Origin of the sequence: Roseateles sp. PN1 (assembly GCF_038419725.1) — a bacterium.
In the GTDB taxonomy this organism is placed as follows: domain Bacteria; phylum Pseudomonadota; class Gammaproteobacteria; order Burkholderiales; family Burkholderiaceae_C; genus Paucibacter_A.
Map to the genome: position 1 here is coordinate 369,266 of NZ_JBCARA010000002.1, position 16,033 is coordinate 385,298.

Below are 16,033 nucleotides of genomic sequence, written 5' to 3' on the forward strand. Positions count from 1 at the left end.
ACACCCCTGCTCAGTAATGCGGGGGCAGCTCGTCGCGCAAGCTGCGAAAGCCCGGCGCGCCGCCATCGCCGCTGTGATTGCGCTGTTCGCGCAGCTGCAGCAGCTCGCGCGTCAAGGCCTCGATTTGCTGCTGTTGCCGCACCACGACTTCGTTGAGCTGTTCCAGCAGGTCTTCGGCGTAGCTGGCCTTGATTTCGAGTTCGGTCAGGCGTTTTTCGTTGATGTCTTGTGCGTCCATCGCCGTATTGGACGCGATATTTGGGCCGCCGCTCCAAAGCAGAGCGCGGGGGCTTGCCTACAATCCCACCCCTGACCATGGAAAACAACAGCGCCTCCCTCCCCGTTCTGAACATCTCGTCCTACAAGTTTGTGGGCCTGCCGGACTGCCACGCCCTGCGTGAGACTTTGCTGGCCCACGCCCAGGCGCTGGAGCTCAAAGGCACCGTGCTGCTGGCCGAAGAAGGCATCAACCTGTTTCTGGCCGGCCCTGGCGAGAAGGTGCGCGCCTGGGTGGATGCCCTCAAGCAAGACGAGCGCTTCGCCGACCTGGCGCCCAAGGAAAGCTGGAGCGCGGCCGTGCCCTTCAAAAAGCTGCTGGTCAAGGTCAAGGGCGAAATCATCCGCATGAACCACCCAGCCATTCGGCCCGACGCCCTGCCGCGCGCGCCCGCCCTGCCCGCCGCCACCTTGGCGCGCTGGCTGGATCAAGGCCATGACGATGAAGGCCGGCCAGTGGTGACGCTGGACACCCGCAATGCCTTCGAAGTGGATTACGGTACCTTCGAGAACGCCATAGACTGGCGCATCGACAAATTCAGCGAATTCCCCGCCGCCGTGCAAGCGCACCGCAAAGACTTGCTGGGCAAAACCATCGTGAGCTTTTGCACCGGCGGCATCCGCTGCGAGAAGGCGGCCATCTACTTGCAGCAGCAAGGACTGGACGGCCCGGTCTACCAGCTCGAAGGCGGCATCCTGAAGTATTTCGAAGAGACCGGCGGCCCGCATTACCAAGGCAGCTGTTTTGTCTTCGACCAACGTGAAGCGCTGGACGCCGGCCTGGCGCCGGCCACCGAAATTGCCCGCCCGGCCTCGGAAGCGCACCGCGCCAAGGCCGCTGACTCGGCCCACTGACCCGGTGCCGAACCAACCCGACGCTGAACCGCGACAGGCGCCCGCCAACGAAGGCCGTGGCTGGCGCTTGCTGGGCATCGCCCTGATGCTGGCGGCTTTGGTTTTTGCCGCCACCAAAGCGCCCGACCGCCCACTGGAAACCCTGGTGCAGCGCTGGGCGCTGCCGCCCTCGGAATTCATCGAGTTGCAAGGTCAGCTGGTGCATTTGCGCGATGTCGGCCCGCGCGGCGACCCCACGCCCTTGCTCTTGCTGCACGGCACCTCGGACAGCCTGCACACCTGGGCCGGCTGGGTCGAGCGCCTGCAAAAGCAGCTGCCCGAGCGGCGCGTGATCACGGTTGATCTGCCGGGCTTCGGCCTGACGGGCCCTTCCGCGCAGGAAGACTATCGCAACGAGGCTTATCTGACCTTTTTGAAACGCCTGCTGCAAAAGCTGGACATCAAGGAGGTCATGCTGGCCGGCAATTCGCTTGGCGGTGAGCTGGCCTGGCAATATGCCCTGGATCACCCCGAGCAAGTGCGTGCGCTGATTCTTGTGGACGCCGCCGGCTACGCCATGGCCCCACTGGACGTGCCGCTGGGCTTTGCCTTAGCGCGCACGCCGGTGCTGAATCGCCTAGGGGATGTGGTGCTGCCACGCGCCCTGGTGGCACGCAGTGTGCGGGCCGTTTACGGTGACCCCAATCGCGCCAGCCCTGAGGTGATCGACCGCTTTTTCGAACTGACCCTGCGCAGCGGCAACCGCGAAGCACTGCGGCAGCGGCTGAGCCAGATGACGCCCGGCAGCCGCAGCGCGGAGATCAAGGGCTTGCGGGCCCCCACACTGATCCTCTGGGGCGAACAAGACCGGCTCATTCCACCGCAGTTCGCCGAGGCCTTTGCAAAAGACATTCCCGGCGCCCGGCTGGCCCTGTTGCCCGGGCTAGGACACACGCCCCAGCAAGAAGACCCACAAGCCAGCCTGGCACCTGTTCTTTCCTTCCTGACTACGCTCAAACCCTAAGGGAAATCGCGCGTCACCGTTGCAAGATCTTGTCCTGACTTGCGTAGATACTTGTGTTCCCCATGTTCCCAAAAGGAAATCCCATGCAAAGCCGTACCTTGATCGCCCTCACCGCAATCGCCGCGCTGGCCTGCAGCGCTTTCAGCGTCCAAGCCCAAGCGCCGGACTGGAAGAAAATCCGCATCGGTGTGGAAGGCGCTTACCCGCCCTTCTCCGAAGTGGGCGCCGACGGCAAGCTCAAAGGCTTTGAGATCGAGCTGGTGCAAGCCTATTGCGCCGAGATGAAGGCCCAGTGCACCCTGGTGCAGCAAGACTTCGACGGCCTGATCCCGGCCCTGCAAGCGCGCAAGGTAGACGCCATCTTCGCCTCGGTGTCCATCACCGAGGAGCGCAAGAAGGCCATCGCCTTCTCCAACCCCTACTACAACACGCCCGGCCGTTTGGTCGCCAAGGCCGGTGCCAAGTTCGACCTCAGCCCCGCTGGCCTGAAGGGCAAGAAGATTGGCGTGCAAAGCGCCACCATCCACGAAGCCTATGCCGCGGCCATCTTCAAGCAAAGCGAGATCGTGCGCTACCAAACCCAGGACCAGGTATTTCTGGATCTGAAGTCCGGCCGCATCGACATGACCTTGGCCGATGCACCAGCCGCCGACTTCGGCTTCCTGAAGAAGCCCGAAGGCAAGGGCTTCGCCTTCATCGGCCCTGACTACGATGACGAGAAGTACTTCGGCGTCGGCTCCGGCGTCGGCATGCGCAAGGCCGATGAAGCCACTTTGGCCAAGAAGTTCAACGCGGCCATTGCAGCCGCACAAGCCAATGGCACTTTCAAGAAGTTGAACGACAAGTACTTCGACTACGACATCTCCATCAAGAAGAAGTAATCCCGTTTAAACATGCTGCATGGCTTTTTACCCAGCCTGCTTGAGGGCGCCGGGGTCACGCTGAGCGTGGCCCTGGCCTCTTTGGCGATGGCAATGATTCTGGGGCTGCTGGGCGCCCTGGCCAAACTGTCGAAGTGGCGGGCGGCGCGCGGCGTCGCCCATCTCTACACGACGCTGATCCGCGGCGTGCCGGACCTGGTGCTGATGCTGCTGATCTTCTACGGCGGCCAAGTCGCAGTGAACAGCATCGCCATGGCCATGGGGCATGAGGATTACATCGACATCAATCCCTATGTGGCCGGTGTGCTGACCATCGGCTTCATCTTCGGCGCCTACCTGACCGAGGCCTTCCGCGGCGCCTTCTTGGCCGTGCCGCCGGGGCAGCGCGAGGCCGGCCTGGCCTTTGGCCTGAGCAACTGGCAGATCGCCTGGCGCATCACCTTCCCGCAGATGTTCCGCCATGCCTTGCCGGGCTTGTCGAACAACTGGCTGGTGCTGATCAAAAGCACGGCCATCGTCTCGGTGATTGGCCTGCATGACTTGATGACGCGCGGCCAGCAAGCGGCCGGCGCCACCCGCGAGCCTTTCGTCTTCTACTTGGCCGTCGCGCTGATCTATCTGGCCTTCACCAGCTTGTCGGAACTGCTGTTCAACTGGCTGCAAAAGCGCTTTTCCACTGGCGTGCGCCGAGGTGTGCTGTGATTGCCATCGACACCATCATCGACAACCTGCCGCTCTACCTCAGCGGCGCCTGGGCCACGCTGCAGCTACTGCTGATCAGCTTGGGTCTGGGCCTGCTGCTGGCCGTTCCGCTGGCCGTGCTGCGCAGCCTGCAGGGCAGCTGGATCTCGCGCCTGATTTGGGTCTACACCTATGTGTTCCGCGGCACCCCCATGCTGGTGCAGCTCTTCCTGATTTACTACGGCCTGGCCCAGTTCGAGGCGGTGCGCGAGAGTGTGTTTTGGCCCTATCTGAGCTCGGCCTGGTTCTGCGCCTGCCTGAGCTTTGTGCTCAATACCGCCGCTTACACCACCGAGATCATTGCCGGCAGCATCCGCGCCCTGCCCGCGGGCGAGATCGAAGCGGCCAAGTCCATCGGCATGAGCCGCTGGGTGATGTTCCGCCGCATCGTGCTGCCCTCGGCCCTGCGCCGCGCCTTGCCGGCCTATAGCAATGAGGCCATCTTCATGCTGCACGGCACGGCCCTGGCCAGCATCGTGACGATTCTTGACCTCACCGGTGCGGCCCGGCGCGTCAACGCCACCCACTACATCCCCTTCGAAGCTTTCATCACCGCGGCTTGCTTCTACTTCCTGCTGACCCTGGTTCTGGTGGCGCTGTTCCACAAGGCCGAGGCCAAATGGCTCAAGCCCCTGATGCCCCGTTGAAAACGAAAATGGCCATCCAAACCCATCGCCTGATCTCCCCCGCCCCCGGCACGCAACGCGAGCTGATCTCGCTGCACTACGGTCAGACGGGCGGGCAAAAAGCCTATATCCAGGCCTCGCTGCATGCCGACGAATTGCCCGGCATGCTGGTGGCTTACCACTTGCGCAAAAAGCTCGACGCCTTGCAGGCCGCTGGCCGCATCAGCGGCGAAGTGATTCTGGTGCCCATGGCCAACCCCATCGGCTTGTCCCAGCACTTGCTGTACATGCATATGGGCCGCTTCGAGACCCAGACCGGCGAGAACTTCAACCGCCACTACCCCGAGCAAACCGAAGCAGTGGCGGCGGCCGTCGAAGCCGAGTTGAACGGTGACGCCGCGCATAACGTCAAAGTGATACGGCGTGAGTTGAAGAAGGCCGTGGATGCCTCGCCCGCCCACACCGAGCTGCAGTCACAGCGCCGCATCTTGATGAGCTTGAGCTGCGATGCCGACATCGTGCTCGATCTGCATTGCGACGCACAGGCCGTCATGCATCTGTACACCGAAACGCCCTGCTGGCCCGAGTGCGATGCGCTGGCGCGCTTCCTGCGCTCGCGGGTCACGCTGCTGGCCCAGGATTCGGGCGACAACCCTTTTGACGAAGCCTGCTCGCAAATCTGGTGGAAGCTCAAAGCCAAGTTCGGCGAGCGCTTTGCCATTCCGCAAGCCTGCTTGTCGGTCACGGTTGAACTGCGCGGCGCCGTCGATGTGACGCACACGTTGGCCGAGCAAGATGCGCAGCACATCATCGACTTCCTGGCCCATCGCGGCCTGATCAGTGGTGACAGCCCCGCCCTCCCCGAAGCCGTGGGCGATGCCCGCCCCCTGGCCGGCAGCATGCCCATCAAAGCCACGACGACCGGCGTGCTGAGCTTTTTGCGTGAGGTGGGTGAAACGGTGCAGGCCGGCGATGTGCTGGCCCATGTGATCTGCCCCATTTCGGCCACCGTGACCGAGCTGAAGAGCCCGGTGGACGGCCTGTTCTTCGCCCGCGACTTCCTGCGTTTTGCCACGGCCGGCATGAACGTGGCCAAAGTGGCCGGCAAAGAAGCCACGCGCACCGGCAAGCTGCTGAGTGCCTGAAAGAACGAGAAGCAAAACCATGACTGCCAGTTTGATTGTTGAGGACCTGCACAAGCGCTACGGTGAGCGCGAGGTGCTCAAGGGCGTTTCCCTGTCGGCCAAAAAAGGCGATGTGATCACCTTGATCGGCTCCAGCGGCTCGGGCAAGAGCACTTTTTTGCGCTGCCTGAATTTGCTGGAGCAGCCCTTCGAGGGCAAGCTTTCGCTCAATGGCGAAGTGCTCAAGCTCGCGCGCGACCGCGACGGCAGCCTCAAGGCCACCGATGCCAAGCAGTTGCAGCACTGGCGCTCGCGCCTGGCCATGGTGTTCCAGAACTTCAACCTCTGGGGCCACCGCACGGTGCTGGAGAACGTGATTGAGGCCCCCATCTACGTGCTGGGCCAGCCGCGCGCCGAGGCGATTGCCAAGGCCGAGGCCTTGCTGGCGCGAGTGGGCGTGTCGCACCGCAAAGATGTCTACCCGGCGCAGCTCTCCGGCGGCGAGCAGCAGCGCGTGGCCATTGCCCGTGCGCTGGCAGTGGACCCCGAGGTGATGCTGTTTGATGAACCCACCTCGGCGCTGGACCCCGAGTTGGTGGGCGAGGTGCTCAAGGTCATGCGTGACCTGGCCGCTGAAGGCCGCACCATGATTGTGGTCACCCACGAAATGGGCTTTGCCCGTGAAGTGTCGAACTACACGTTGTTCCTGCACCAGGGCCGGGTCGAGGAAGAAGGCAATCCGCGCGAGGTCTTGCTCAAGCCGCAGAGCCAGCGTTTGCAGCAGTTTTTGAGCGGTGGTTTGAAGTAAATCCCTAGGCTGAGGCCTAGGTTTACCCGTGCTGACGGGGCCCTGTGTTCGCGGCCAAAATCCACGAACAATCAGCAAGGTCCCAGTCAGAGTCTGTCAGCCCCACTTGCCGAAAACCAAGGGCGCAGACTGCATTCATCGAGGGTAATGAATATGAAGATTCTCAAGCACCGGGCTATCGGCCTGAGCCTGCTGGCCGTTTTCACGGCCGCCATGTCGGCTTGCAGCAGCACCGCCGTCGCCGTCAACAGCGACAGCAATCTGGACGACAAGTCCTACGTGACAGGCTCCCGCCTGCCGCGCAAGGGTGCGCAGCCGATGACGCCGGCCGACCAGGAATATGCACGCGAGGCCCTGCGCCAACAAAAGCTGGAGCAGCTCGGCACGGTCAAGTAAAACCGACGGCCCGGGCCGATCACACGCACTGCCCGCTTGCGCAAACAAGCGGGCAGTTTTCATTTCTGGCTGCGCGGCTCGTCGCTCTGCAAAACCGCCAGCACGTCGGAGCGGAACTCGCGCTGATACAGCACGAAGAGCACGCCCAAGGTGGCGGCCATGAAGGCCCAGGGCGAGAAGAACCAGGCAATGGCCGCAAAGGCCAAGTAGTAGGCGCGCAGGCCGTCATTGAAGGTCTCGGCGGCCATGCCCATCAGGCGGCCAGCGCGGTTGGCGAAATCTTCGCGCGACAGCTTCTGCTCAATGAAAGCCTCAGACGAAGGCGCGGCCGCCACCAGCAAGGCGCCGAAGGTGTACTGGCGCATGCTCCAAGTGAAGCGGAAGAAGGCGTAGACAAAAATACCGATCAGCAGCACCAGCTTGAGGTCGAACACCAGGTTGGTGGTGCGCGCCGCGAAGGGCAACTCATGCACCAGCTCGGTCGCCTTTTCACTCGCGCCCAAACTCGCCAACAAGCCGCCGATGATCAGAATCGTGGTGGAGGCAAAAAACGAAGGGCTGGTGGACAGGTTCTGCACCACCACGCCGTCGATCACCCGCACCTCACGGTAAGTGGTTTGCAGCATCCAGCGGCGCCGCTCGCGGTTGGTGGCGGCCAGCAAAGTGCCTTCGAACTGGCTCTGCCGCTTGGCGAAGGCCGCGTAGCCGAGCCAGCCACCAAAAAACACCAGCAGCGCCAGCCAGTCAATGGCAGGCAGAAAATTGAGGACAGTGAGCAGTGCTTTCATGCCCTCAACTTTACTCGGCAGTGCTTGCCGATTTACCGCGCCCAGCGCGCCACGGCAGCCGCCACACGCTGGCCGAAGGCTTGGGCATTGACCAAGTCACCGGGCACCATTTCGTCCACCGAAGCGTCCGAAGGCGTGCTCGTCAGCAAGCCGGTGCTATAGCCCAGGCTGTTGGGCAGGTCGCGGGTTGCGGCCTTGCTGTTCGAAGGCAAGACACCTGCGCCAACCCAGACCGCGCCATGCTGCTGCGACAGGGTGAACAAGTACTGCACGGTGTTGAACTTGTCACCGTTGAGCGAAGCCGAGTTGGTGAAACCGGCCGTCATCTTGTCTTTCCAGCCTTGACCGAACCAGACCTTGCTGGAGGCGTCGGCAAACTTCTTGAATTGCCAGGACGGGCCACCCATATAAGTGGGCGTGCCAAAGATGATGCCGTCGGCGGCGGCCAGGCTGGCCCAGTCCGCGTCGCTCAAATTGCCTTCTGCGTCGATGGCGGCCAGGCTGGCACCGGCGCCTTGCGCCACGGCTTCAGCGATCTTCTTGGTGTGGCCGTAGCCACTGTGAAACACAACAACGATTTTGCTCATGGTTCTACTCTCAGAGTGAGTTGGGTTGGGTTGGGTTGAAAGGAAATGCCTTGATCACGCAGCCAGGTCGAACACCAGCACCTCGGCGTCAACGCCCTGGCTCAGCTGCAGCTCAGGCTCTTGGCTGAGTTGCACGGCATCACCGGCGCTCAGGCTCTGGCCATTGACTTGCAAGCTGCCGCGCACCAGGTGCACATAGCTCAGGCGGCCGGAGGCCAAGGGCAGGCTCAGCTGCTCGGCGCCGTCCACCAAAGCGGCGTACAGGCGGGCATCGCTATTGATCTGCACCGAGCCCTGCGCGCCGTCCGGTGAGGCCACCAGGCGCAAGGCGCCACGCTTTTGCTCCACGGGGAAGTGCTTTTGCTCGTAGCTGGGTTTGATGCCGCGCTGGTCGGGCTGAATCCAGATTTGCAGGAAATGCGTTTCCTGGCCTTGCGCATGGTTGAACTCGCTGTGCATCACGCCGGTGCCCGCACTCATGCGCTGCACATCACCGGGGCGGATCACACCGTCGGCATGGCCTGCGCCTTGCGCATTCGCCTGGCCATTGCCCATGCTGTCCTTGTGCGCCAACTCGCCGGCCAGCACATAGCTGATGATTTCCATATCGCGGTGGCCGTGCGTGCCAAAACCGGTGCCGGCCGCGATGCGGTCTTCGTTGATCACACGCAAGGCGCCGAAGCCCATGCGCCGGGGGTTGTGATAGTCGGCGAAGGAAAAGCTGTGGTGCGACTTCAGCCAGCCGTGATCGGCGTAGCCGCGTTCAGATGATTTGATGAGTTCGATCATGGCTTGTGGCCTCCAGCTTGTTGCGCTTGCTTGCTTGTCAGCGCGTGTTGCGATGAACTCACTGTAGGTTTGCACACCCGGGTGGCGGCTGCAGCCGCTTGATGACTACATTCAAATAAGATGAAGGGATGGCCTCCAGCAGCACCTCCATGTCCCACAGCCCTTCACAAACCCCCAAGAGCCGCGCCCTCTCGCCGGAAGCCTTGGCCATGATGGACAGCATCGCGCGCAGCGGCAGCTTTGCGGCCGCCGCGCGCGAGATGGGCAAAGTGCCCTCGGCCCTGACCTATAGCGTGCGGCAGCTGGAAGACGCCCTGGATGTGCTGCTGTTCGACCGCAGCTCGCGCCAAGCGGTGCTGACCGCCGCGGGCCAGGAACTGCTGATCGAAGGCCGCCGCCTCCTGGGCGAAATGGACGCCGTGGCTAACCGGGTGCGCCGCATCGCCACCGGCTGGGAAAGCGAGCTGACCATTGCGGTGGATGACGCCATCGCCAAACGCGCCCTGTTCGACCTGATCGACGCCTTCTACCAACTGCCTTGCGAAAGCGCCACCGGCGAGCGCACCGCGCCGCCCACTCGCCTGAAGCTGCGCACTGAAGTCTTGTCGGGCACCTGGGAGGCGCTGACCTCCGGCCAGGGCGATCTGGCCATTGGCACCTCCTCGCAGCCACCCACCGCCGGGGTGCAGTGCGAGTTGATTGGTGATCTGGAAATGGCGTTTTGCGTCGCCCCCCACCACCCGCTGGCCAAGGCCGCGCAGCCGCTGACGGCCGAGGTGATTGCGGCCCACCGCGTCATCACCGTGGCCGACACCGCGCGCAGCCTGGCGCCGATGACCTTCAACGTCATGCCCGGCCAGGATGTGCTGACCATGCCCAGCATGGCCGCCAAGCTCGAGGCGCTGCTGCGCGGCCTGGGTTGCGGCAATCTGCCCGCCACCATGGTGCGGCGCCATCTGGAAGCCGGCCGCTTGGTGCAGATGGCCACCGACCAGGGCCGGCGCAGCTTCCCCTCCCATTACGCCTGGCGCAGCAATGCCAATGGCGGCCAGGCCCCTGGCCGGGCGCTGAGTTGGTGGCTGCAACAGCTGGCCAGCCCCACCACCCGGCGGGCGCTGCTGGAACAGCACGAAGGGCTGATTCTCTGAACCGGCCTGCCGCATTGACTACCGCTTTCACTGCAGCTTTACCGAACGCCATGCCCTACGTCGGCCGCTTTGCGCCCTCGCCCACCGGCCCCTTGCATGCCGGCTCCCTGGTGGCCGCGCTGGCCAGTTGGTTGGATGCCCGCGCCCACGGTGGGCGTTGGCTGCTGCGCATCGAGGATGTGGATGGCCCGCGCTGCCCGCCAGGCGCTGCCGAGCTGATCCAACAGCAGCTGAGCCAATGCGGCTTGCTGGCCGACGCACCGCCGCTGTGGCAATCGCAGCGCGGCGACTTGTATGCGCAAGCCCTGAGCCGCCTGCAGCATGCTGGTTGGGCCTACCCCTGCGCCTGCACCCGGGCCGAGATCGCCCTGATGCAAAAGCAAAGCCCGCAGCGGCATGGCGAGCTGGTCTACCCCGGCAGCTGCCGCCACGGCCTGCAAGGCCGCCCGGCGCGCGCCTGGCGCTTGCTCAGCACGGCCGATCTGCAAGCCAGGCAGGATTTGCAGATCGACTGGTTCGACCGCCGCCTGGGCGCGCAAACCCAAAACCTGAGCCAGGCAGTGGGCGACTTCGTGCTCAAACGCGCCGACGGGCTCTGGGCCTACCAACTGGCCGTGGTGGTGGACGATGCCGAGCAAGGCATCACCGACGTAGTGCGCGGCCAGGACCTGGCCGAAAACACCCCGCGCCAGATCCGCCTGCAAGAGCTCTTGGGCCTGCCCCGGCCACGCTATCTGCACACGCCCCTGGTGCTGGGCGAGAACGGCGAAAAGCTGTCCAAGCAAAACGGCGCCGCTGCCCTGGATCTGCGTGAGCCGGCCGCCGCCCTGCGCACCGCCGCCAGCCATTTAGGCCTGCAAGTACACGCCACCCAGCTGGGTGATGTGCTGGCCCAGGCCCTCAATGCCTGGCGAGGATTTATGATGCCCGCCTCGCCATCCCTCCTTCCTCGGGATGGCTCCGCATTAAAGGAATAGCGATGAACACCAGCCCCAGCGGCCTGCAATTCGAAGACACCGTGGTCGGCGACGGTAAAGAAGCAAAGTCTGGCCATGACGTCAGCGTGCACTACACCGGCTGGCTGTACAAAGATGGTGTCAAGGGCGCCAAGTTCGACTCCAGCAAGGACCGCAAGCAGCCCTTCAACTTCGAGTTGGACGGCGGCATGGTCATCCGCGGCTGGGACGAAGGCGTGCAAGGCATGAAGATCGGTGGCTCGCGCACCCTGGTGATCCCGCCCGAGCTGGGCTATGGCGCGCGCGGCGCCGGCGGCGTGATCCCGCCTAATGCCACGCTGATTTTTGAAGTGGAACTGCTGGGCGTCAGCGGCGGCAATGAGCCTATCACGCTGAACCTGACCACGCTGGACAGCGGCCTGCAGCTCGAAGACACAAAGCTGGGCGAAGGCGCCGAAGCCAAGGCCGGCCAGCGCGTCACCGTGCACTACACCGGCTGGCTCTACAAAGACGGCGCGCGCGGCAAGAAATTTGACTCCAGCAAAGACCGTGGCGACCCATTCCGCTTCGGCCTGGGCGAAGGCGAAGTCATCCAGGGCTGGGACCTGGGCGTGCAAGGCATGAAGGTTGGCGGCACCCGCATGCTGGTGATCCCGGCCGAGCTGGGCTATGGCGCCCGCGGCGCCGGCGGCGTGATCCCCCCGAACGCCACACTGCTGTTCGAAGTGGACTTGCTGGCCGTCTAAGTCGGCAGGGCACACAATGCGTGCATGACAGCACGCACTGCCGCATATTCGGCAGCACGCTCGGCAACATGCACTGCATGCACAACAGGCCCCATTTGGGGCCTTTTTTCTGCCCGCCCGGCTCTCTCGCGGGCGTAGCATCAAAGCAGCTGGTGCACCTAGTGCAGCTAATGCAGCCAACGCAGGAGGCCTTTGATGAACCTGCTCGACCTTGAGCACCTGATGCGTTTTTGGACCGCCGAGCAATGGCAGGCCAATGTGCTGATGCTCTTCCATCTTGTCGGCGCGATGGTGCTGGGCCTGGTGCTTGGCTATGAGCGCGCCTACCACGGCCGCGCCGCCGGCATGCGCACCTATGCGCTGGTCTGCATGGCCTCCACCGGCGTGATCATCCTGCTGGCCTATCCGCTTCAGTGGTACGGCGGGCTGCAAGGCGGCAGCCTGCCCCCGCCGCTGGCCGACCCCACAAGGGTGATCCAGGGCGTGGTCACAGGCATTGGCTTTCTGTGCGCCGGCGTCATCATGAAGGAAGGCATGAATATCAGCGGCCTGACCACCGCCGCCTCGCTCTGGGCCGCCTCCTCAATCGGCATTTTGCTGGGCATGGGCTTTTACTTTGCCGCCATCATGCTGACCCTGCTCTGCGCCAGCCTGATGATGTGGGGCGCCAAACTGGAAGCCCTGCTGCCGTCGCACCCGGCCATTGCGGTGATGCTCAGGGGCGAGCCGCAGCGCCAGTTTCAGCAGGCCGAGTTGATCAAGTTCTCCAACGATCTGGGCTTTCGCTTCGCGCCGGGCTCGCTGAGCATCGAACTGACGGGCGGGCGCGAAGAATGGCGCTTTGTATGCACCGCCAAACGCAATTTTGGTGGCGAGACCCTGACCCGCTTCGCCAGCCGGGTGCACGAAATCCCCGGCGTGGCCGAATTCCGCGTCACCCATGCGAGAAACTGAGGCGGCCGCACTTTCACAAACCGCCAACAAGCAGCTGCCGATGACGCCACGCGCCCCCAAGTTCCTCGCCTCGTGTTTCAGCTGCCTGAGTGCTGTTCTTCTTCTCGCACCCTCCGCCCAAGCCCAGGCCCAAGTTCAATGGCAAGCCCACGCCTATGACTTGCAGCTGCGCCCCGATTTCAAGCAGCGAACCATCAGCGTGCAAGCCGCAGCTTGCAGGCGCTGTTTGATGTGTAGGTATATTGAGTGAGTCCCAGACTGAGTCCGAAAGGAGTCTGCACCGTGGTTCACATGCGAACCCATCTTGCCCGCAGGTCTTGACCGTCTGGTGGCGACGCGAGTTCAACAGGAGTCATTGCCATGTCCCTGGAACACCTGGCCTATGTCAGTTCTGCGACTGGCCTGCTGAGCGAGCAAGCCTTAAAGAGCTTGCTTGAATCAGCCGCCCGCCTCAACGGCACCCATGAGGTGACGGGCATGCTGCTGTACAGCGACGGCAATTTTTTGCAGATTCTCGAAGGCAGCCCCGCAGCGCTGGATGAGACGATGGCGCGCATCCACCGGGACAGACGACATCACGATGTGTTGGAGTTGTTCCGTGAGCCCATCGCCGAGCGCGATTTCTCCAGCTGGAAAATGGGTTTGCGCATCCTGAGCCACAGCGAACTGGCGGCGCATCCCGAGTGCATCCCCTTTTTTAGGCCCAACTACGACGCCTCCAAGATCGTGAACCCCAAGAGTGAAGCCCTCAAATTCCTGATGAGCTTTCGCTCGAGTAACTAGGGCGGACGGGGTGCTCAGCATCAAGCAGGGCGCGCCAAGAACATTCAATGCGGATGAGCACTGTGCGTCCTTGGGGGACGAGCGGCACGTAAAGAACGCGGCATCAGTGCCTTGCGTCAAGCAATCCCCCGCACCTTCCGCGCAGGCCTCACACCCGGCACCACCATCGCCATCAGTGGCCAATGGCCGTAGTCCAAGTGGCTCATATCAAGGCAGTCAGCTGCCCTAGGCGCGCAACCTTAGATCCGCAGAATCGCGCCGCGCCCTGCCCGCCTGCCCAACAAGCTGAGCTCTCGACCTTTTTCTAGTGCATCGAGAGCAAGGACGCCAGTCGACCAACCATTCAATCCAGAACGCTATTGCGCCATGACAGAGAACAACTTCGCCCCCTCGCGCCGCCACTTGCTGAAAAGCGCTTCGGCTGCCGCCGCTCTGCCCTTCATCGCCACGCTCGGCGCCCTGCATAGCCGCGAAGCACAAGCGGCCGGCAATACCGTGCTGATCGCCAGCCCCTACGGCCCGATCGCCCCGGTCAAAGACCTGACGACCGGCCTGCCCCTGCTGCAACTGCCGGCCGGCTTCAGCTACAAGAGCTATGGCTGGACCGGCGACGCGATGAGCAATGGCAAGCCCACCCCGCGCGCCCACGACGGCATGGCCGTGGTGCAAAGCCGCCGCGTTGGCCGCAGCACCGAGCTGGTCTTGATCCGCAACCACGAAGTCTCCACCGGCCCCGACGCCAGCTACTTTGGCGCCCCCGCCGTTTACGACACCGGCATGTCCGGCAGCAACTACTTCAATGGCGGCACCACCAATCTGGTCTTCCGCGACGGCAACTGGCTGCGCACCGACGCCAATCTGGGCGGCACCCGCACCAACTGCGCCGGCGGCCCCACGCCCTGGGGCACCTGGCTGAGCTGCGAAGAAGTCAGCTCCGACAGCATGAGCAGCCAAGGCAAAAAGCACGGCTATGTCTTCGAGTGCGCCGCAGACCCCAGCCAAACCACCGGCCAGCCCATCGTGGGCATGGGCCGCTTTGGCCACGAGGCCGTTGCCATCGACCCCGTCTCGGGCATCGCCTACCTGACCGAAGACTTGTCCGGCAAGTCCGGCTTCTACCGCTACATCCCCAACGTCGTGCCCGGCAGCCTGGGTAGCCTGGCCCAGGGCGGCCGTCTGCAAATGGCCAAGGTCAAGGGTCAGAACAACGTCAACATCGCCCCGGCCCAGTTGGAACAAAGCTATGAGCTGGAGTGGGTGGACATTGCTGACCCCGACCAAAACCGTGGCACCGCCAAGGGCTTGAACGGCGTCAACATCAACGACTGCGCCGGCCCCTTTGTGCAAGGCTGGGCGCAAGGCGCGCTGCGCATGAACCGCGGCGAAGGCATCTGGCACCACGCCGGCAAGCTCTATGTGATGGACACCTCGGGCGGCAACGTCGGCCGTGGCGCGATCTGGGAGCTGGACCTGACCACACAGACCCTGGTCTGCATCTACGCCAGCGCCTCTGAACTGGTCGGCGACGCCGGCGACAACCTCACCGTCAGCCCGCGTGGCGGCATCGTGATCTGCGAAGACGGCGGCGGCGCCACCGACAGCTTCGGCTTCGGCAGCCGCTTGATGGGCCTGACCCCCGAGGGCGACACCTTCATTTTTGTGAAGAACAACGTCAACCTCAACGCCGCCCAGCTGACGGCCGCCGGCAAGCGCAACACCCTGGCCGGCGACAACCGCAGCTCTGAATTCTGCGGCGCCTGCTTCGACCCGACCGGCCGCTTCCTGTTCGTCAACATCCAGACGCCCGGCATCACCGTCGCCATCACCGGCCCCTGGTTCAACGGCTCGCTCTGAGCCCTGACTCCTTATTTCATCGGATACTCATCATGAAAAAAACAAGCCTCGTCGCCGCCGCCTTGTTGGCCCTGGCCAGCCAATCACATGCCGCTCAGTACCTGGGCGCCCAAGGCCAAGCCCAGGTCGACGCCAGCTTTGCCACGGCCAGCCAGCTCTTCTTCGACCTCAACTTCGACAAGCTGGGCAGCACCACGCTGAACTTCAGCGTGGAAGCCGCTGACCTGAACCAACCGCTGCTGAGCTTCAACGCCCTGGTGCGCAACTTCAGCGGCCTGGGCTTTGAAGGCCTCAGCCTCAAGCTCAAGGGCGCCAGCTTTGCCGCCCCGGCAGGCACGGTCACGACCGACGGCTTCCAGACCGTGTTGGCCAGCGGCAGCAGCAGCCAGTCGCTCTGGGCCCAGTTCGGCCAGCCCGGCGTCACCACCGAGTTCTACATCGGCAACCCCCTGCAACAAAAGGGCGCCGGCGACTGGACCCTGGACCTGACAGGCGCCCAAGTCGGTGACACCTTCAGCATCAGCGTCGCTGTGCCCGAACCCGAAAGCTACGCCCTGATGTTGGCGGGCTTGGCCGTGCTGGGCTGGGCGGCTCGTCGCAAGAGCGCTCAGTAAACCCGCGCGCTTTCATAACAAGCATGTACCGACTGAGATGCGCCCACGCCCCGTGAGCTCGTCTCAGCGGCAGCTCCAACGCAATTCTTGAACCCTGTACATCT

At 63.6% G+C, this 16,033-nt stretch carries 19 protein-coding genes and 1 pseudogene; 16 read left to right on the top strand and 4 right to left on the bottom strand.

Annotated features, from left to right (window positions below; all coding sequences use genetic code 11):
- Positions 1–10: 10 nt before the first annotated feature.
- Positions 11–238 (bottom strand): SlyX family protein, encoded by a 228-nt coding sequence (locus AABB87_RS04290; protein ID WP_058720094.1) that lies wholly within the window; start codon positions 236–238, stop codon positions 11–13.
- Positions 239–315: 77 nt separating this feature from the next.
- Between AABB87_RS04290 and AABB87_RS04295 the strand changes: the two genes are divergently transcribed.
- From AABB87_RS04295 to AABB87_RS04330, 8 genes are all read left to right on the top strand, one after another.
- Positions 316–1,131 (top strand): sulfurtransferase, encoded by an 816-nt coding sequence (locus AABB87_RS04295; protein WP_341970050.1) that lies wholly within the window; start codon positions 316–318, stop codon positions 1,129–1,131.
- 4 nt (positions 1,132–1,135) lie between these two features.
- On the top strand, positions 1,136–2,134 hold the full coding sequence (locus AABB87_RS04300; protein WP_341970052.1) for an alpha/beta fold hydrolase: 999 nt from the start codon (positions 1,136–1,138) through the stop codon (positions 2,132–2,134).
- Between the two features lie 83 nt (positions 2,135–2,217).
- On the top strand, positions 2,218–3,015 hold the full coding sequence (locus AABB87_RS04305; protein ID WP_341970054.1) for a lysine/arginine/ornithine ABC transporter substrate-binding protein: 798 nt from the start codon (positions 2,218–2,220) through the stop codon (positions 3,013–3,015).
- A 12-nt stretch (positions 3,016–3,027) separates the two neighbouring features.
- Entirely contained in the window at positions 3,028–3,717 is a 690-nt protein-coding gene (locus AABB87_RS04310) for an ABC transporter permease (protein WP_341970057.1), read from the top strand.
- The gene (locus AABB87_RS04315; RefSeq protein ID WP_445944834.1) at positions 3,717–4,403 is read left to right on the top strand and encodes an ABC transporter permease; all 687 of its coding nucleotides are present in this window, start codon (positions 3,717–3,719) and stop codon (positions 4,401–4,403) included. The genes AABB87_RS04310 and AABB87_RS04315 overlap by 1 nt, the downstream gene beginning before the upstream one ends.
- Before the next feature lie 8 nt (positions 4,404–4,411).
- Positions 4,412–5,527 carry a succinylglutamate desuccinylase/aspartoacylase family protein gene (locus AABB87_RS04320; protein ID WP_341970062.1) on the top strand — a complete coding sequence of 372 codons (1,116 nt, stop codon included), beginning with the start codon at positions 4,412–4,414 and terminating at the stop codon, positions 5,525–5,527.
- A 19-nt stretch (positions 5,528–5,546) separates the two neighbouring features.
- Positions 5,547–6,314, top strand: coding sequence for an ABC transporter ATP-binding protein (locus AABB87_RS04325; RefSeq protein WP_341970064.1), 768 nt, complete (start codon positions 5,547–5,549; stop codon positions 6,312–6,314).
- 153 nt (positions 6,315–6,467) lie between these two features.
- Positions 6,468–6,710: a hypothetical protein gene (locus AABB87_RS04330; protein ID WP_341970066.1), complete on the top strand. Its 243-nt coding sequence runs from the start codon at positions 6,468–6,470 to the stop codon at positions 6,708–6,710.
- 59 nt (positions 6,711–6,769) lie between these two features.
- On the opposite strand, the gene AABB87_RS04335 is transcribed toward AABB87_RS04330, so the two are convergent.
- Genes AABB87_RS04335 through AABB87_RS04345 form a run of 3 tightly spaced genes read right to left on the bottom strand, consistent with a single transcriptional unit; the run spans position 6,770 to position 8,874 of the window.
- Positions 6,770–7,498 (bottom strand): DUF599 domain-containing protein, encoded by a 729-nt coding sequence (locus AABB87_RS04335; RefSeq protein ID WP_341970068.1) that lies wholly within the window; start codon positions 7,496–7,498, stop codon positions 6,770–6,772.
- Positions 7,499–7,530: 32 nt separating this feature from the next.
- On the bottom strand, positions 7,531–8,085 hold the full coding sequence (locus AABB87_RS04340) for a flavodoxin family protein (protein ID WP_341970069.1): 555 nt from the start codon (positions 8,083–8,085) through the stop codon (positions 7,531–7,533).
- Positions 8,086–8,139: 54 nt separating this feature from the next.
- Positions 8,140–8,874: a pirin family protein gene (locus tag AABB87_RS04345; protein ID WP_341970071.1), complete on the bottom strand. Its 735-nt coding sequence runs from the start codon at positions 8,872–8,874 to the stop codon at positions 8,140–8,142.
- 149 nt (positions 8,875–9,023) lie between these two features.
- Here AABB87_RS04345 and AABB87_RS04350 point away from each other — a divergent pair, with 149 nt between their 5' ends.
- The 8 genes and pseudogenes from AABB87_RS04350 to AABB87_RS04385 all read left to right on the top strand — a co-directional run bounded on the left by AABB87_RS04350 (position 9,024) and on the right by AABB87_RS04385 (position 15,929).
- Complete coding sequence (locus AABB87_RS04350) at positions 9,024–10,022, top strand: LysR family transcriptional regulator (protein WP_341970073.1); 999 nt, start codon at positions 9,024–9,026, stop codon at positions 10,020–10,022.
- Positions 10,023–10,072: 50 nt separating this feature from the next.
- Positions 10,073–10,999 (top strand): tRNA glutamyl-Q(34) synthetase GluQRS, encoded by a 927-nt coding sequence (gene gluQRS / locus AABB87_RS04355; RefSeq protein WP_341970075.1) that lies wholly within the window; start codon positions 10,073–10,075, stop codon positions 10,997–10,999.
- A gap of 2 nt (positions 11,000–11,001) precedes the next feature.
- Positions 11,002–11,346 (top strand): annotated as a pseudogene (locus AABB87_RS04360) (FKBP-type peptidyl-prolyl cis-trans isomerase); the annotation flags it as partial.
- Between the two features lie 30 nt (positions 11,347–11,376).
- Complete coding sequence (locus AABB87_RS04365) at positions 11,377–11,724, top strand: FKBP-type peptidyl-prolyl cis-trans isomerase (RefSeq protein WP_370454859.1); 348 nt, start codon at positions 11,377–11,379, stop codon at positions 11,722–11,724.
- A 195-nt stretch (positions 11,725–11,919) separates the two neighbouring features.
- Complete coding sequence (locus tag AABB87_RS04370) at positions 11,920–12,678, top strand: MgtC/SapB family protein (protein ID WP_341970077.1); 759 nt, start codon at positions 11,920–11,922, stop codon at positions 12,676–12,678.
- 360 nt (positions 12,679–13,038) lie between these two features.
- The gene (locus AABB87_RS04375; RefSeq protein ID WP_341970079.1) at positions 13,039–13,461 is read left to right on the top strand and encodes a BLUF domain-containing protein; all 423 of its coding nucleotides are present in this window, start codon (positions 13,039–13,041) and stop codon (positions 13,459–13,461) included.
- Positions 13,462–13,827: 366 nt separating this feature from the next.
- The gene (locus AABB87_RS04380; RefSeq protein WP_341970081.1) at positions 13,828–15,315 is read left to right on the top strand and encodes a PhoX family protein; all 1,488 of its coding nucleotides are present in this window, start codon (positions 13,828–13,830) and stop codon (positions 15,313–15,315) included.
- Between the two features lie 32 nt (positions 15,316–15,347).
- Positions 15,348–15,929, top strand: a complete 582-nt coding sequence (locus AABB87_RS04385) for a PEP-CTERM sorting domain-containing protein (protein ID WP_341970083.1) — start codon at positions 15,348–15,350, stop codon at positions 15,927–15,929.
- Positions 15,930–16,033: the final 104 nt, after the last annotated feature.

What these genes read in the sequence shown, in the direction of transcription:
- AABB87_RS04290 (WP_058720094.1), bottom strand. Translation starts at nt 238, where the DNA reads ATGGACGCACAAGACATCAACGAAAAACGCCTGACCGAACTCGAAATC.
- AABB87_RS04295 (WP_341970050.1), top strand. Translation starts at nt 316, where the DNA reads ATGGAAAACAACAGCGCCTCCCTCCCCGTTCTGAACATCTCGTCCTAC.
- AABB87_RS04305 (WP_341970054.1), top strand. Translation starts at nt 2,218, where the DNA reads ATGCAAAGCCGTACCTTGATCGCCCTCACCGCAATCGCCGCGCTGGCC.
- AABB87_RS04310 (WP_341970057.1), top strand. Translation starts at nt 3,028, where the DNA reads ATGCTGCATGGCTTTTTACCCAGCCTGCTTGAGGGCGCCGGGGTCACG.
- AABB87_RS04320 (WP_341970062.1), top strand. Translation starts at nt 4,412, where the DNA reads ATGGCCATCCAAACCCATCGCCTGATCTCCCCCGCCCCCGGCACGCAA.
- AABB87_RS04325 (WP_341970064.1), top strand. Translation starts at nt 5,547, where the DNA reads ATGACTGCCAGTTTGATTGTTGAGGACCTGCACAAGCGCTACGGTGAG.
- AABB87_RS04330 (WP_341970066.1), top strand. Translation starts at nt 6,468, where the DNA reads ATGAAGATTCTCAAGCACCGGGCTATCGGCCTGAGCCTGCTGGCCGTT.
- AABB87_RS04335 (WP_341970068.1), bottom strand. Translation starts at nt 7,498, where the DNA reads ATGAAAGCACTGCTCACTGTCCTCAATTTTCTGCCTGCCATTGACTGG.
- AABB87_RS04340 (WP_341970069.1), bottom strand. Translation starts at nt 8,085, where the DNA reads ATGAGCAAAATCGTTGTTGTGTTTCACAGTGGCTACGGCCACACCAAG.
- AABB87_RS04345 (WP_341970071.1), bottom strand. Translation starts at nt 8,874, where the DNA reads ATGATCGAACTCATCAAATCATCTGAACGCGGCTACGCCGATCACGGC.
- AABB87_RS04350 (WP_341970073.1), top strand. Translation starts at nt 9,024, where the DNA reads ATGTCCCACAGCCCTTCACAAACCCCCAAGAGCCGCGCCCTCTCGCCG.
- gluQRS (WP_341970075.1), top strand. Translation starts at nt 10,073, where the DNA reads ATGCCCTACGTCGGCCGCTTTGCGCCCTCGCCCACCGGCCCCTTGCAT.
- AABB87_RS04370 (WP_341970077.1), top strand. Translation starts at nt 11,920, where the DNA reads ATGAACCTGCTCGACCTTGAGCACCTGATGCGTTTTTGGACCGCCGAG.
- AABB87_RS04375 (WP_341970079.1), top strand. Translation starts at nt 13,039, where the DNA reads ATGTCCCTGGAACACCTGGCCTATGTCAGTTCTGCGACTGGCCTGCTG.
- AABB87_RS04380 (WP_341970081.1), top strand. Translation starts at nt 13,828, where the DNA reads ATGACAGAGAACAACTTCGCCCCCTCGCGCCGCCACTTGCTGAAAAGC.
- AABB87_RS04385 (WP_341970083.1), top strand. Translation starts at nt 15,348, where the DNA reads ATGAAAAAAACAAGCCTCGTCGCCGCCGCCTTGTTGGCCCTGGCCAGC.